The sequence below is a fragment of the Desulfatiferula olefinivorans genome (assembly GCF_054657895.1).
Window position 1 is genome coordinate 87,726 of sequence record NZ_BAAHXV010000004.1, and the last position, 15,319, is coordinate 103,044.

Here is a 15,319-nt window from a genome sequence, read left to right on the forward strand (position 1 = left end):
ATCCTCTCAGTGCCTGGGTTGCCGGGCGGCGATGCTGATGTTGCCCACACCGGCCAGACGGCAGGCATCGAGCACCTGAATCAGGGTGTCGGTGGTGCTCATCTTGTCCGCCGCGATGACCACCGATCCTTTGGGAGTTTCAAGAATATACTGCCTCATGCGGGGCCGTACGGACCTGACATCGATGTGTTTTCCCTGGATCCAGACCTGGCCCTCGGCGTCGATACCGATCACCAGATTGGCCGATTCACGGGTTTCGGCCGATTCGGCCACGGGCCGCTGGACGTCCACACCGGATTCCTTGACGAAACTGGTGGTCACCAGAAAGAAGATCAAGAGAATGAAAATCATGTCGATCAGGGGGGTCATGTTGAGTTCCGTGCCGCTTTTGCGGCGGTTCCGGACGATACTGACACTCATGGCGTTACTCTCCCGAAGGATGTTGGATTTCCCGCAAAAGCCCCAGGCAGAAGCGGTTCATTCGGACCTTGATCCATTCGGACCTGCGGTGAATGAAATTGCCCAGGACCAGGCCCGGAACGGAAACGATCAGGCCGGTCTGGGTGGTGATCAGCGCTTCCGAAATGCCGGAGGCCATGGCTTTGGAATCGGCGTTGCCGAACAGGGCGATGATGTCGAAGGTCTTGATCATGCCGGCCACCGTCCCCAGAAGGCCCAGAAGCGGGGCAACGGCGGCCAGGATCAGAATCGTTTTCACGTGGCGGCCGATGGCGTTTTCATGGATACGCTGAATACGGAGCAGTTCCTTTTTGCCGGGGGGAATACCGGCTTCCCGGAATACGGCGAAACGCGCCATGATGTCCAGCTGCCAGGGGGCGGCCTCAAAACCGGGTTTTTCCTGTTTCACCAGGCATTCACGGACCGGTTTTTCCACGGCCCGCCACCGGCGGAATTCCGTGAGTTTCATCAGGATCAGGGCCCACATCCAGACGGAGACAGCGATCATCGGGATGATCACGCCGCCCCCGCTTTTCATGTAATCGATGGTGGACGGTACGATATCAGGCAGCAAGGGCGTTGTCTCCCCGTGTGATGGCGCCCTTTTTGAGAAGCGTCAGGATGATCGTGTTTCCCTTTTCCTCGATGTCGCCCAGAAGATTGTCCACGCGGCGTTCGAGAAAATGATGGGCCAGCATGATGGGAATGGCCACGGCCAGTCCGATCTGGGTGGTGATCAGGGCTTCGGAAATACCCCCGGACATCAGTTTGGGATCGCCGGTGCCGAACAGGGTGATGATCTGGAAGGTGTTGATCATGCCGGTGACGGTGCCCAGAAGGCCGAGCAGCGGTGCGATGGCCGCCAGGACGGCCAGGGTGGCGATAAACCGCTCGAGCCGTGGAATCTGCCTGAGGATGGCTTCCTGAATGGCGTTTTCCATCACATCCAGGGTCATCCCAAGATGGTCGAACACGGCCCCGATGACGCGGCAGGTGGGATAACGGTTGTTCGTCTCGCAGAAGGTCCGCGCCGAATGAAAGTCGCCCTTTTCGATCATGCCGTGGATCCGGGTCATGAGGGTGTCCGAATTGGTTCTGATCCGCATCAGGAAAACCAGGCGTTCCAGGCACAGCAGAAGGGCCACGGCACCGACCAGGAAGATCGGCCAGATGAGAAAACCGCCCCCCTCGATCCACTCGCCGAGGCTTTTCCTGCCGGACAGCACCTTGAACACGCCGCCCCCGGACACATCCACGGGCAGATAATCGGCGGCACCCGAAACAAACCGGGCCACTTTGCGGCGGACGGACCGGGGAAGATCGGCGGCGGCATCCATCAGCCGGAGGTCTTCACCCAGGCGAAGATAACCGGCGTCCCCGTTCTCCAGGCGGTAAACGGCGCACAGGGAACCGATCCGGACGATGTCTCCGGTTCGGCGGTTGAAATCCGGTCCGATCAGTTCATGGGTGTAGGCGTGGATGTCTCCGGAGGCCTCCATTTCGGTCCAGATGATGTCGACCAGGCTCCGTATGGCATCCATGCCGGGGAAGGCGGACCGTGTGATCAGGGGATCGATGTCGGTGAGCCGCTGGGGATATTCCGCCGTGATCGGGCTTTCGGCGATCAGGGACAGGGTTTTCTGGGCCCCGTTGAACACGGCGTCCTCGATGTTCTTGATTTCTTCCGCTTCGCTTTCGATTTTTTTCTCGAGGTCTGAATGCCGGTCGAGAAGGGCCTTGAACATGGTTTTTTGTTCGTCGAAACGCATTTCGGCGGTTTTCATCTCGGCGGACAAGCGTTTGAATTCGGCCTCAAGCTGCTCCCGGTCCATCCGGACCAGGGTAAGGGTCCGTGCGACCGCCTCGCGGGTCATCCGGCTTTCGTGGAGGATGCTCTCGCCGAAGCCCGGCGTACCGGGTTCCGAGGCGTATATGGACTGGGCCGGGGCGAGGAGTCCCAGGATGATAACGGTCATGATCAATCGGGTCATGGGGTCACACCTCCGATGGGTAAGTCGACGAGTTCAACGGATTTCTGCTGACGGGCCATATCGAGCGTGTCCCGGATGGCCCGTGAAAACCGGTCGTCGAGCCGTTCAAAGGTTCCGGTTTCAGGATTGAGGCGGCCCACCTCCCTGCCGTTCAGGGCGCGGTAAAAAAGGGCCAGACGTCCCAGGCGGAGCACGTCGGCTTCGACGGTGCGGCCGTCGACGGCAAGGGTGCGGGTTTCGGCCTCGATGGACCGGCCGTATTCGGCCTCCACGTTCAACGCTTCGAGAACCCGGTTGAGTTTTTCACTCAGGCTCAGATGGTAGTCGTTGACCGAATCCTTAAGAAAGACAAGACGGCGACGGCGCTCTTCGGGAAGAAAGGAAAGGTCCTCGTCGATGAAAGCGGAAAGGCGCGAGAGGGTGTCGTCCAGATAGGGTTCCAGGTCCCGTCTTAAGGTCTGCATGTCTTCGTCCCGGCGTTCCAGGGCGGCCAGGGTCTGCTGTTCGGTTTTGATGTAGGCGTCGTATTTGGTGTTCTGATAGGACAGCCATTCGATGCGGGTGTTGAGCTGCCGGATTTCCCCGATCAGTTGCTGTTTTTCCATACTCCAAGAGTCGGCTTTTTTCTGGGCGCTGATTTCAGCGTCGATGGCCCGGTCGAGTTCGGATCGGAGGGTCGGGATGTCCTGGGCCTGGATGACATGGGCCACAAGGACCAGGGCCAGGCACAGGAACGGTGTGGTGCGGGAAATGATGCGTTTTCGTGTGATCACGGGGATCATCCTTCCTGGTGTGTTGCCCCCCTGCCTGCCGGCCGGGGGGGCGTGATTCAATGAATTATAAGGACAGGGCGTCTGCGATGGCGCTAAAGGGTACCACCTTGAAATTCTGGTTGGCCGAAGGGTCGGTGTTGAACCCGTCCTGGACCACCAGGATGCCCCGCGCGTTGTCGCCACCAAGGTTCGCCGATGTCACATCCAGGCCGTCGGTTTCCTCGGCGCCGTCGATGCCCCGTTCGGGGTGGGGTGCGATACGGAAAAACCCCCGGAAGGCGTTGTCGCCCTTTCGGTCATAGACCGCGTAAAGATTCCAGCCCTGGATCGAGGCGACCAGATAGCCGTCACCGTCAGTGCCCGTGTATAAGGCCAGCCCTTCGATGTCGGCCGTCAGGCGTCCGTCGGGAAGGACCCGGTCCACGGCACGGCGGGTGTCGCCGTCAGCGGGCCGGGCGCCATAGCGCCAGATGCCTTTGTTTTCTTCGCCGATGTAAAGCACCCCCATCTCATCGTCGGCCACGCAGCCTTCGGTCTGGGAGCCCACATGGAAGGTCCGGACCGGTGTTATGCCGATACGGTCACCGGCCTCGGGGGTCAGCTTCCACTGGTTCACCTGACCGTCCTTGGCATTGGCGAACGCGTAGATCGTGCCGTCCTCGATGTCGGTGTACAGGCAGAAGCCGTAGGGCGAGGCCATGCCGGTGTCGAGCGCGTCCGCCGAGATGTCGCTCAGACGTCCGGTGCCGGCGTCGATGGCCCAGACCGACAGGCCCCTGGTCGTCCGGTTGGTGGCCATGGCGATATCGGTTTCCCTGCCGCTTTCGAGGCGGAAGCCGTAACGGACATCCACGTTGTTGACGTTGCCGACGGGAAGAAACTGTATTTCTTCACCCTGGAGATTGTACACGGCAAGACCCGCCTTTTTGTTGGTCCCGAGGATCAGGCTGCGGGCCGGGTCGTCGGAATGGATCCAGATGGCCGGATCATCGGCGGCGTCATCCGCCGAGGACACGGGCCGGGTTTCCATGACGGGGTAAACCTGAGCCACCCGATCCGGATAGGGGGCTGCGGCTTTGCCGTGGATGCAGCCGAACGCGGCTGTGCCCAGCAGGACAACCATGGAAAGGGCGGTCTTTGTTCGGGTTAAAAATTCCACTGGACACCTGCCTTGAACTGTCTGCCGTATTCTTCGTATTGGGAAAGACCGCCGGATACGGCATAGTAGGCCTTCAGCGGTTCGTCGTTCAGGTTGATCACGTCGGCGAACACGGTGAGGGATTGGGTGATTGCATAACTGGTGGAGAGATCCACCTGGATGTGTTCGTCCATGTAACGGTCCTCGGACTCGATTTCACCCAGGCTGTCCAGGTAGTCGTCGCGGTAGGATGCGGCCACCCGGAATGAAAAACCGTATTTTTCATAGAAGACCGATGCGTTGCCGATGATGTCGGACTGGCGCAGGAAGGAGATCTTCCGGGCGGCTTGTCCGGCGGTGGCCGGAACCGTGGCCTCGCTGTCGGTCAGGGTAATGTTGGCGTTGAATCCCAGGCCGTCCAGGGGCGAGGGCAGGAATCGGAACTGCTGCTGGTAGCCGACTTCAATCCCGTAAATTTCACCGCTGTCTCCGTTGTTGAACGTGGTCAGGTCGCCACCCAGGTCCGAAGCGCCCTGAAGGGTCTGCTCGAAAATGAAGTCTTCGATGTCCTTGTAGAACGCGGCCACCTGGATCATGCCCAGATTGGGAAGGTAGTATCGGACCGATGCGTCAAGGTTCATCGACCGGAAGGGGTCAAGATCGGGGTTGCCCTGAGTCACGTCCGTCCCGTCGATTTCGATGGCGTTGCGGGACTGTTCCTGGGTGGGCCGGGCCAGGGTGTTGGTCCAGGACGCCCGGAAAACAAGGCCTTCATGGATGTCCCAGCGGTAATGAAGTCCCGGCAGCACATCGGTGTAGCGGTTGTCCGCACGGATCGGATCCACGGTGACGGTGGCGCCGTCGTCGGTCACCCGGAATCCGTCACTCGTGAAATCCGTATGTTCCACCCGGACACCGGCGATGAGGTTCATGTCGCTGAAGGACAGGCTGCCCATCAGGTACCCGGCATAGACATCCTCGTTGGTGGTGTAGTCCTCCAGGGAGGAGTCGACCACGTCCCGCTCCATGGCGAAGGCGGCGGGGTCGTTTCTGAATCGGTCGGCCAGATTGGCGGACTGCAGGGGAATGGCCGGATCGAAAAAGGTTTTCCGGCCCGATCCGGTGTTGCCTTCGAGGGTGTCGAACGCTGAAGGATTGTCATCGCTCACATAGGCTTCCACATCGTTGGTGCGCTCGCTCTGAAGAATGCTGCCGCCGAATTTGAGGTAGGCGGGAAGGGCCGTTGCCAGATCCCGGCGCAGGTTGATCCTGCCGTACCAGTTGGTCACCTCGACGGTCTGGTTGGCATCGGCGACTTCATCGAATTCGTAGTTGGCGGCCACATGGGGATCGAGCCCACCGGTGAACAGAACCTCCGGGTGGTATCCGGAGATGCCGCTGTACGTGCCTGTGGCCACGTCGCCCAGTTCATAGACGATTTCCGTATCGTTTGGCGTTTCCTCCTCGGAGTGGGAGTATCCGGCGATGTAGTCCAGTTCCCACTGGTCCAGGTTGTTTTTACCGCCGGCGGAAACAACGTATTCCGACATGGTTTCCTCACGATCCTTGAGCTCGTTGGTGACCTCGAAATCGGCGGTTCCACCGGTGGCATTCGATGAAATCAGATCATCGACCTCGTATTTGACCAGGCGTCTCAGTTCGTTGTCCTTCAATTGATTGTAGTTGCCCCGGAGGAAATACCGGTCTCCGGCGTTGGGGCGGAATTCAAGGTTGGTCACAAGACCCCAGCGTTCGCGCATCAGGTCGTACTCACGGTATTCCAGTTCGGTGGGCACCCAGTTGCCGCCGTCAAGTTCCCAGGGAGACGCCTCCTGGTTGTCCGAGGCCAGTTCCCGTTTGTCGTAGCTGACGGCGCCCAGGAAGCCGAACCGGTTATCGGTTCCGAACTGATCGCTGAAGCTGGTTGAAAACCGTCCGTTGGTCTTGTCGGCCAGTTCGTTGTGATTGGCCTGGATCGTTCCCTTGAACGAGCGACCTTCCTTGTCGAAGGCGCTGGGCATGTCCACGGACACATGGCCCCCGATGCCGTCGTGGGGCTCGTCCGGCAGCACGGTCTTGGACACGGACAGGCTTTCGATGATGTCCGAGGGAATGACGTCGAGCAGCACGGCCCGGTCCGAATCATCGGGCGAGGCCACGGGAATGCCGCCCAGGCTGGTGGAGTTCAGGTTGGGATCGATGCCCCGGATGACGACGAACCGTCCTTCTCCCTGGTCTCTTGCCACGGACACGCCGGGCAGACGGCTCACCGACTCGGCGGCGTTCTGGTCCGGCAGCTCGCCGATGGCGTCTGAGCTGACGATGTTTTTGAAGGCATCGGCGGCCTTCTGCATGTTGAGGGAGCGCATTTCCCCGTAAAGCCGTCCTTTAACCACCATTTCGGACAGTTCAAGGGAACCTTCGCCCAGACTGACGTCTAAAATCAGGTCCTTTTCATCCGCCACGGTGACGGTACGGGTAACGGGCTCGTATCCCTGGTATTTAAAGGTAAGGGTGTGGCTTCCCGCAGGGAGGGTCAGCCGGTAAAATCCGTCTCCCTCACTCTGGGTCACGGTCTGGGCCGAGTCGCTGGTCACGGAGGCCCCTTCGAGGTAATACCCGTAAAGGGCATCGCTGACATGGCCCTTGACCGTCCCGGCTGATTGGGCATAGGCGGGAATGCAGAGTGTCAGGGTGATCAGAATGGAAGATAATCGGGCTTTGAACACCCCTTTGAATCGGTTTTTCACTGGGTCCTCCCTTGCAATGATTGAGCGGTTGTCATGATGACCTGCCATCGAATTTGGAGTGACACTACTACGGCCTCCCTGTTAGCGGATGGTTAGCGCCCCGTGTTTTTTGTGTTAGCCGGTGATTTGCCGGGACCCGTTCATGGAATAGAAAAAATTTGCCCGATGGCGTCATGGCGTGCTATGGTCCGGTAAAAAAAGCCTGAGATCAAAGGCTTGGTGACACCGGTCGCCGAATGGTTTATTCCGAGGGGAGTGAGGTGGGAATGGATTTAACGCTCAATGTTCTGATTGTCGATGATCTGGTCAACATGCGTCGGGTGATGAAAAATATTCTGCGGGGCATCGGCTTTCGGACGATCTATGAAGCCGGTGATGGGAAAGAAGCCTTGAAAATGCTCGATACTCACGAGGTGGGATTGATCGTTTCCGACTGGAACATGCCCAACATGTCGGGCATCGAATTCCTCAAGGCGGTCCGGGCCTGTGAAAACCATGCGAAGACCCCCTTTCTGATGGTCACCGCCGAGGCCACCCGGGACAACATCATGGAGGCCATAAGGTGCGGAGTCTCCAATTACGTGGTCAAACCCTTCCAGGCCGATGTCGTCGAAGACAAACTGAAATCCATCCTCGAAAAAGCGTCCTGACAGCCGGTCCTTCAGTCCCGACACCCCTTTCCTAAGACGGGAAAGGTCAATCGGAAACGGGTGCCTTGCCCGGGTTCGGAGTCGATATCAAGCTCGCCGTCCAGGGTCTTGACGGCCTCGGCCACCGCATCCATGCCCACCCCGCGGCCGGACAGGTCCGTCACATGGTCCCTCGCGCTGAATCCGGGAAGGAGGATCAGGGCCGTTTTTTGGGGATTGTCCATGGCGCCGATCGCCTCGTCGGGCACAAGCCCTTTGCGGACCGCGACGGCCGCGATTTCATCGGGGTCGATGCCTGCGCCGTCTTCGGAAAATTCGATGACATACGATTCGCCTTCCCGGGCGGTTTTCAGGTGAATGGTGCCCACGGGCGGTTTGCCGGCGGATTCACGGATGTCCGGGAACTCGATCCCGTGATCCAGGGCGTTTCTCAAAAGATGAATGAGGGCCGTGATAATCTGGTGATGGGCCTCCGGATCCAGGAGAACCGGTTCGCCTTCCGTTGAAAGGACGGCCTGTTTTTCAAGGCTGCGGGACACGTCGGCCACAATGTTGTGAAAACGGTTGTAGGCCACGTCCAGGGGCTGCAGGGTCAGTGTGTGCAGGGCGTCTCCCAGGCCGTCGACGGCCGTTACCAGTCGGTCCGGATCGGACGACAACGTTTTGAGCGCTTCGATCTGTTTCAGGATGAGCCGAAATTTGTCTTCGTCGATCCGGATGTTCCGCCGCCTGTTCCGGATGGCGGCGGCGTGCTCTCGGTTTCGGTTGAATACCTTCTGGACGACGGCATCACTGCTGACAAGCAGCTCCGCCATCGTGTCGAGAAGGCCCCGGAGCCGGTCTGATGCGAGGGTCCCGTCGATCATGCCGGTCTCGAAGGTGATTTCGTTGGAACGATAGCGGGAAAGAATGTCTTCGGCGGCATGGGCCAGGCGTCCGAATTCGTTCATGCCGTAGGTCCGGGCCTGCCCTTTGATCGAGTGCAGCAGCCGGAACAGATGATGATAGATCGGGAGCCGGTCTTCGGCGTCGGTCAGGGTGTCGAACCCGGACCGTGCGTCGTCGAGCATGCGCCGGGTATCGTCCATCACGTCGATCAGTTCGGCGGGGTTGTTGGTGTTGACGACGCAGGACAGCATTTCCATTTCAAAGTTGTGGGCCGTTTCCCGCTCGGCCAGGGCGATTTTCTGGCGCATGCGCTCCGACACGTCCAGGATGGTCACCAGCAGGTTGAGTTCGCCGTTCTCATGGACAACACGGTGGAAACTGTGCCGGTAATAAAGGCGGCCCCGGTCCGAATCGTGCTCGATCACGTCCGGGGCCAGATCGCCGATCAGGTCCCAGTCGTAGGCCAGATCAAACGCAAGTGCCAGCCACTGGCGAAGGGAATCCCGTTCTTTTTCCCGCTCGTCTTCCCAATACAAAACGGATTCCAGCGGCATGCCGTCGATTTTTTTTGTCCGGAAAAACAGGGTTTCCACGAACCGTGAAAAGGAGGGGTTGATCCGTCCGTTTCGACCGATGGTCAGGATTCCCACCGGCACATGGTCGAGGATGTGTTTCATCTCGCTGTTCAGGACCGACAGTTTACCGTGCTGCTTGTCGCTCAGACGGATGATGCGTTTCTGCTGCTTGCTGAGTTTGGCATAGGCGGCAAGAAGATCGCTGAAACGGGGCAGAAGGGGGTTGTCCTTATTTTCACTCGCGTCTTGAATGTCTGTCGCCATGGATATCACGGCATCTTCTTCATCAAACAGGGTATGGATGGCCATAAGGGTCTCCGTCCGGGATGACTGAAACGTTGTTTTTGCCTGGGATGCTTTCATTTAATGTCATCGGCAGAACCGCGACGAAATTGAATTAAAGTTTGTCAAATCGTGAAAAAATGCCATAATGTCCGGGCTTACGTCGTTTTGACAGCGGGCGTAAACCCATCATGCGCGTGACGCATATCCAAGGAGGAAAACATCATGGAAAACAAGGCGTTTCAGGATCTGTATCCCGACGAACTCAGTCACTGCTACGGCTGCGGCCGCCTCAACGATCATGGGTATCGGATCAAGACCCACTGGGTCGGCGATGAGACCGTGACGGTATTCGAACCGTCGCCCCACCATATTTCGGTACCGGGATTTGTGTATGGCGGCCTGATTGCCTCCCTTGTCGACTGCCACAGCACGGGAACGGCTTCGGCCGCCGCCTCCCGGGCCGCCGGAAAGATTATGGGTACGGATCCGGCCTTTCGATTTGTCACCGCATCCTTGACCGTCGACTACCTGAAGCCGACTCCTCTGGGCGTGCCCCTTGAACTTCGTGGACGCGTGGAAGAAATGACTGAAAAGAAGGTGGTGGTGGCGAGCACGGTTTCGGCCGGGGGCGTGATCTGTGCCCGGGGACGTGTGGTGGCGGTGAAAATGCCGGACACCATGTCCCGTTGACGGCAATTCGCATCGAGAAGGATGATCCATGATACAAAGTGCATCCGGCCTGATTGTTTTCTGTGCGCTGGCGTTTCTTTTCAGTGAAAACCGGCGACGGGTCTCCCCCAAGCTGGTCGTTTCCGCCCTGTTGCTGCAACTGGTTCTGGGCTTTGTTTTTTTGAAATTCGAACTGATCCGTTCGGGTTTTCTCTGGTTGAACGGCATCGTCCTGGCCTTGGACAAGGCCACGGCAGACGGCACAACCATGGTGTTCGGGTATCTGGGCGGCGGCCCTCTGCCTTTTGCGGAGCCCTATCCCGGAGCGGCCTTTGTTCTGGCCTTCAAATCCCTGCCGCTGATTCTGGTGATGAGCGCGTTGTCGGCCCTTCTTTTTCACTGGAAGATCATCCCGGCTCTGGTCCGGCTGTTCAGTCTGGCCCTCAACCGAACCCTGGGCACGGGGGGAGCCGAGGGTGTGGGCATTTCCGCCAATATTTTTGTCGGGATGGTCGAGGCCCCCCTTCTGATCAAGCCCTATCTTTTGTCCATGACCCGCAGTGAACTGTTCACCATCATGACCTGCGGTATGGCCACCATCGCCGGAACTGTGATGGTTCTCTATGCATCCATTCTGAGCGCGGCGGTTCCGGGTATCCTGGGACATATTCTCACCGCCTCGATCATCAGTGCTCCGGCCGCCATTTTGATCTCCAAAATCATGGTGCCCGAAACCGGTGACCCCACCGAAGGCGGACTTGCCGCTGACCGGCCCTATTCGGGGACCATGGACGCCGTGACCCGTGGGACGATCCAGGGCGTTGAACTCCTGATCAATGTCGTGGCCATGATCATCGTGCTGGTGGCCCTGATCAGCCTGGTCAACATGTTTCTGGGGCTTGTCCCGGGAGTCGGCGGCCAGGCCCTGACCCTCCAGCGGCTGCTGGGCTGGGTGATGGCGCCCCTGACCTTCCTGATGGGCATTCCCTGGTCCGAGGCCCCGACCGCGGGTTCCCTGATGGGCACCAAGACCGTACTCAACGAATTTATCGCCTACCTGGATCTGGCCCGACTGCCCGAAGGGGCTCTGTCCGAGCGCAGTCGGATCATTATCTCCTACGCCCTTTGCGGCTTCGCCAACCCGGGCAGTCTGGGCATCATGATCGGCGGCATGGGGGCCATGGTTCCCGAACGGCGGAACGACATCGTCTCTTTGGGATTGCGCTCGATTATCGCAGGCACCCTGGCTACATGCATGACCGGCGCTGTGGCGGGATTCTTTTTGTCCTGAGGGTCTCGTATATCCCGGGCTTCACGATTGACGCCGGTTTCGAAGTGTATTACAAAGAAAGGGCCTGGCTGGCCCATGCCCGTGATCAGCGATCAAACGACCCCAAACGCTTTACAGGATTTTCAGGAGACATGTATGACCATATCAAACGGCCTGTATATCACAGGCACGGAAGCCCGCAGCGGGAAGTCGGCCATTGTTCTCGGCGTGATGGAACTGCTGCTCAGAAAGATCGACAAGGTAGGCTTTTTTCGGCCCATCATCGCCGCCGGTCAGGAACGGGACAACAACATCCATCTGATCGCCGATTATTTCGGACTCGATCTGCCCTATGAAAACATGTACGGCATGACCGGCAAGGAGGTCACCGACCTGGCGGCCCTGGGTAAACCCACCGAAATCTACGAGCGCATCATCAAAAAATATAACGAACTTCGGGAAAAGTGTGATTTCGTGGTCTGCGACGGGACCAACTACGCCGCATCCACGGCGGTCTACGAGTTCGACATCAACGCAGAGATCAGCAAGAACCTGTCCTGCCCCGTGCTTCTGGTGGCCAATGCGGCCGGGAAGACGGTGGACGAGGCCGTTCGCACCGTGGACGTGGCCCTGGAGTCCCTCAACCTGAAGAAATGTCACACCCTGGGCACGGTGGTGAACAGCATCCATCCGGACTACGGCGATGAGATCCGGCGGCGGCTTCTGAAAAATCCCCTGATGGCCGGTCAGCTTCTTTACACCATTCCCGATAAGCCGGCCCTCCGGCGGCCGACCCTGGCCGAGGTGGCCCGGGCCCTTTCCGCCGAAGTCCTTTGGGGTGACCGGGAAATGACCCGCCACGTCCATACGTTCAAGATCGGCGCCATGCAGATCCAGAACCTGTTCAACGAAATCGACCGGGGAGCCCTGATCATCACCAGCGGCGACCGGGCGGACATCCTGGTGGCCTGTATGGCCGTGGTGGCCTCGTCGGCCCGGAAAAAGATTTCGGGTATCGTTCTGACCGGCGGGATTCGCCCCGACCAGACCATCATGCAGATGATATCCTCGTCGCCCAGGATGGTTCCCGTGCTGTTTGTCAAGGAGGATACCTTCCACGTGGCCACGAAAATCAACCGGCTGCACACCAAGATTTCTCCCACCGATGAACGGAAAATCACCGAGCTTCTGGCCATGTTCGAGAAAAGCGTCAACGTGGACGAGCTGGAACGTAAACTGGTCACCACCCGGACCCGGATCGTCACGCCCAAGATGTTTGAGTACAACCTCATTCAGCGTGCGCGCAAATACCGGCAGCATGTGGTGCTTCCCGAAGGGGCCGAAGAGCGGATTCTGAGGGCGGCGGAGATGCTGATGGATCGCGAGGTGGTGAACCTGTCTCTTCTGGGCGATGTGGATGTGATCCGTGAGAAGATCGACACCATGGGACTCCGGCTGGGCAACGCCCAGATCATCGATCCGGAAAAATCGATGCACTTCGAAGAGTACGTTCAGACGTATTATGAACTCAGGAAACACAAGGGCCTCACCCCGGAAAACGCCCGGGATATGATCCGGAACGTGAATTTTTTCGCCACGATGATGGTGTACAAGGGTCATGCCGACGCCATGGTGTCCGGATCGATCCACAGCACGGCCGAGACCATCCGGCCCGCGCTCCAGATCATCAGGACCCAGCCCGGCGTGTCTGTCGTGTCCAGCGTCTTTCTGATGTGTCTGGCCGATCAGGTGCTGGTGTACGGCGACTGTGCCGTGAACCCCGATCCCAACGCCCAGGAACTGGCCGAGATCGCCCTGAGTTCCGCCCAGACCGCCCGGACCTTCGGCATCGATCCCCTGGTGGCCCTGTTGTCCTACTCCACCGGGGAATCGGGAACCGGCGCCGACGTGGACAAGGTGCGCGAAGCGGCCCGCATCGCCAAGGAAAAGGCGGACACCCTCTATCCGGGTCTCAAGATCGAGGGCCCGATTCAGTACGACGCCGCCGTGGACGCCGCCGTGGCCCGGACCAAACTGCCCGACAGCGACGTGGCCGGACGGGCCACGGTCTTCATCTTTCCCGACCTCAACACCGGCAACAACACCTACAAGGCCGTTCAGCGCTCGGCGGGCGCCGTGGCCATCGGCCCCGTACTCCAGGGACTCCGTCACCCGGTCAACGACCTGAGCCGGGGATGCACCATTCCCGATATCGTCAACACCGTGGCCATCACGGCCATTCAGGCCCAGTCGAACAAGGGCCTGGTCTGATTCGTCAACCACATCCCTGTCTACGGACAGGGATGAACACCAACCCCTTTGCGAGGAGAGAGACTGATGAATGGATTATTGAAACGCGTGCTGATGCTTGGCTTTTGCCTGACCCTGCTTCCGTTTGCGCCGATCTGTGCCGAAGAGGATGCGGATTCTGCTCCGACCTACACGGAAACGGGCCTTCAAAGCAGCGGCAAAAACACGGCGGGCATCGTGGTGGGCGCCGTGACGGTGGACGGACAGAACTATCAGCAGGTGGGCATCCGGGCCGACATTCCCCTGGGCAAGCTGGGCATCGGGCTTGACATCCAGCTTCTGATCGACGAGGAAGGCTCGGTGCGGGACGAGGACTGGGACGACGCCGAGGATTATTTCAACATTCTGTACTATCTGCGATGGGATCGGAAAGGGGCCCCGTTTTACGCCAAGATCGGGTCGCTGGATTACAGCTACATCGGTTATTCCAATATCGTCAACGGCTATTCCAACGCCATTGAATACCCGGACTACAAACGCATCGGCATGGAGATGTCCTTTCAGACCGAAAAATTCATGGGTGAGCTTCTAATCAACGACTACAAGGAACTGGCCGAAGACGAACCCTCGGTCGTGATCGGAACGCGGCTGGGTTACCGGATCCTGCCCAAGCTGGTTCTGGGCGCCTCCGTTGCGGCCGACCTGAACGAGTACAACGGCCTTCGCGACACCGATGACGACGGGTACCCCGACGAGATGGACGAATTCCCCTATGACGGGAGTCTGGTGACGGAAACGGAACGCCTGCTGGCTGCCGGAGTGGCCCAGACCACCATCGACGATCTGGTGGCCCACGGCCAACTGGACGGTCTGACCCGGGCCAACTTGCCGAACTATAAAGATGAACGCTCGGACCTGACCATCTGGGGTCTTGACCTCGGCATTCCCGTCATCGAGGGGGATTTCATCAAGATGGACATCTATTCGGCCTTCACCGATATCGTGGATTACGGCTGGGGCGTGACGGCCCCGGGTTTCCGCACCATGTTCGGTGAGTTCGTGACCCTCACGGCCGAATACCGTTTTCAGTCCGAGGAATTTTTATACGGTTATTTCAACCACACCTATGAGCTGGAACGCGCCCAGGTGGTGAACGACGGCGTGAACAAACGGGCCGTGACCAAGCAGGAAAGCCTCGAAAGCATCACCGAGGACATGGACGGTTATCTGGCCGGCCTGTCGGTGAACCTGTTCAACTATGTCGCGGCCAGTGCCCAGTTCCAGAACATGAAGGGCGGAGATATTGAAAAGAAATCCCTGCTCGGCGAGGTGATCCTGAACAACAAGGCCATCGACATCCTGCCCACGGTCAAGGGCTACTACGCCCAGAACAACGTGGACAGCCTCAAAGAATGGCGCACCCCCAGCACCGTGGCCGGGATTATCGTCCAGCTGAACATGGGCGGCACCACCCTTTCCTTCAATCACCAGTACACCTTCGTGGACAAGAACGGCGACGGCGTCATCGACGGCGACGACGAAACCGTCAAAACCCTCAGCGTCAGCTCGACGGTCACCTTCTGATGGTCTCAAGCGTTCTCCCCCCGTGGTGAAAAATGTC

General features: G+C 59.0%; 12 protein-coding genes. 5 read left to right on the plus strand and 7 right to left on the minus strand.

Annotated elements, in window-relative coordinates; all coding sequences use genetic code 11:
• Positions 1 to 6: 6 nt before the first annotated feature.
• The 6 genes from ACYQ11_RS04655 to ACYQ11_RS04680 form a co-directional block, all read right to left on the minus strand.
• On the minus strand, positions 7 to 420 hold the full coding sequence (locus ACYQ11_RS04655; RefSeq protein ID WP_459922584.1) for an ExbD/TolR family protein: 414 nt from the start codon (positions 418 to 420) through the stop codon (positions 7 to 9).
• Positions 421 to 424: 4 nt separating this feature from the next.
• Positions 425 to 1,033: a MotA/TolQ/ExbB proton channel family protein gene (locus ACYQ11_RS04660; protein WP_459922585.1), complete on the minus strand. Its 609-nt coding sequence runs from the start codon at positions 1,031 to 1,033 to the stop codon at positions 425 to 427.
• Positions 1,023 to 2,450: a MotA/TolQ/ExbB proton channel family protein gene (locus tag ACYQ11_RS04665; RefSeq protein ID WP_459922586.1), complete on the minus strand. Its 1,428-nt coding sequence runs from the start codon at positions 2,448 to 2,450 to the stop codon at positions 1,023 to 1,025. Before ACYQ11_RS04665 ends, ACYQ11_RS04660 begins: the two co-directional genes overlap by 11 nt.
• On the minus strand, positions 2,447 to 3,223 hold the full coding sequence (locus ACYQ11_RS04670) for a DUF3450 domain-containing protein (RefSeq protein ID WP_459922587.1): 777 nt from the start codon (positions 3,221 to 3,223) through the stop codon (positions 2,447 to 2,449). The genes ACYQ11_RS04665 and ACYQ11_RS04670 overlap by 4 nt, the downstream gene beginning before the upstream one ends.
• Positions 3,224 to 3,287: 64 nt before the next feature.
• The gene (locus ACYQ11_RS04675) at positions 3,288 to 4,382 is read right to left on the minus strand and encodes a phytase (RefSeq protein WP_459922588.1); all 1,095 of its coding nucleotides are present in this window, start codon (positions 4,380 to 4,382) and stop codon (positions 3,288 to 3,290) included.
• Positions 4,370 to 7,111, minus strand: a complete 2,742-nt coding sequence (locus tag ACYQ11_RS04680; RefSeq protein WP_459922589.1) for a TonB-dependent receptor — start codon at positions 7,109 to 7,111, stop codon at positions 4,370 to 4,372. The genes ACYQ11_RS04675 and ACYQ11_RS04680 overlap by 13 nt, the downstream gene beginning before the upstream one ends.
• A gap of 266 nt (positions 7,112 to 7,377) precedes the next feature.
• Here ACYQ11_RS04680 and ACYQ11_RS04685 point away from each other — a divergent pair, with 266 nt between their 5' ends.
• Positions 7,378 to 7,761, plus strand: a complete 384-nt coding sequence (locus ACYQ11_RS04685) for a response regulator (RefSeq protein ID WP_459922740.1) — start codon at positions 7,378 to 7,380, stop codon at positions 7,759 to 7,761.
• 11 nt (positions 7,762 to 7,772) lie between these two features.
• On the opposite strand, the gene ACYQ11_RS04690 is transcribed toward ACYQ11_RS04685, so the two are convergent.
• On the minus strand, positions 7,773 to 9,533 hold the full coding sequence (locus tag ACYQ11_RS04690; RefSeq protein ID WP_459922590.1) for a chemotaxis protein CheA: 1,761 nt from the start codon (positions 9,531 to 9,533) through the stop codon (positions 7,773 to 7,775).
• A 198-nt stretch (positions 9,534 to 9,731) separates the two neighbouring features.
• Between ACYQ11_RS04690 and ACYQ11_RS04695 the strand changes: the two genes are divergently transcribed.
• The 4 genes from ACYQ11_RS04695 (at position 9,732) to ACYQ11_RS04710 (ending at position 15,282) form a co-directional block, all read left to right on the plus strand.
• Positions 9,732 to 10,199 (plus strand): PaaI family thioesterase, encoded by a 468-nt coding sequence (locus ACYQ11_RS04695; protein WP_459922591.1) that lies wholly within the window; start codon positions 9,732 to 9,734, stop codon positions 10,197 to 10,199.
• Between the two features lie 28 nt (positions 10,200 to 10,227).
• Positions 10,228 to 11,469: a NupC/NupG family nucleoside CNT transporter gene (locus ACYQ11_RS04700; protein WP_459922592.1), complete on the plus strand. Its 1,242-nt coding sequence runs from the start codon at positions 10,228 to 10,230 to the stop codon at positions 11,467 to 11,469.
• Positions 11,470 to 11,604: 135 nt separating this feature from the next.
• Positions 11,605 to 13,719: a phosphate acetyltransferase gene (gene pta, locus ACYQ11_RS04705; RefSeq protein WP_459922593.1), complete on the plus strand. Its 2,115-nt coding sequence runs from the start codon at positions 11,605 to 11,607 to the stop codon at positions 13,717 to 13,719.
• Positions 13,720 to 13,785: 66 nt separating this feature from the next.
• Positions 13,786 to 15,282: a hypothetical protein gene (locus ACYQ11_RS04710; RefSeq protein WP_459922594.1), complete on the plus strand. Its 1,497-nt coding sequence runs from the start codon at positions 13,786 to 13,788 to the stop codon at positions 15,280 to 15,282.
• The last annotated feature ends 37 nt before the right edge of the window (positions 15,283 to 15,319 follow it).

What these genes read in the sequence shown, in the direction of transcription:
- ACYQ11_RS04655 (WP_459922584.1), bottom strand. Translation starts at nt 420, where the DNA reads ATGAGTGTCAGTATCGTCCGGAACCGCCGCAAAAGCGGCACGGAACTC.
- ACYQ11_RS04690 (WP_459922590.1), bottom strand. Translation starts at nt 9,533, where the DNA reads ATGGCCATCCATACCCTGTTTGATGAAGAAGATGCCGTGATATCCATG.
- ACYQ11_RS04685 (WP_459922740.1), top strand. Translation starts at nt 7,378, where the DNA reads ATGGATTTAACGCTCAATGTTCTGATTGTCGATGATCTGGTCAACATG.
- ACYQ11_RS04710 (WP_459922594.1), top strand. Translation starts at nt 13,786, where the DNA reads ATGAATGGATTATTGAAACGCGTGCTGATGCTTGGCTTTTGCCTGACC.
- ACYQ11_RS04665 (WP_459922586.1), bottom strand. Translation starts at nt 2,450, where the DNA reads ATGACCCGATTGATCATGACCGTTATCATCCTGGGACTCCTCGCCCCG.
- ACYQ11_RS04700 (WP_459922592.1), top strand. Translation starts at nt 10,228, where the DNA reads ATGATACAAAGTGCATCCGGCCTGATTGTTTTCTGTGCGCTGGCGTTT.
- ACYQ11_RS04695 (WP_459922591.1), top strand. Translation starts at nt 9,732, where the DNA reads ATGGAAAACAAGGCGTTTCAGGATCTGTATCCCGACGAACTCAGTCAC.
- pta (WP_459922593.1), top strand. Translation starts at nt 11,605, where the DNA reads ATGACCATATCAAACGGCCTGTATATCACAGGCACGGAAGCCCGCAGC.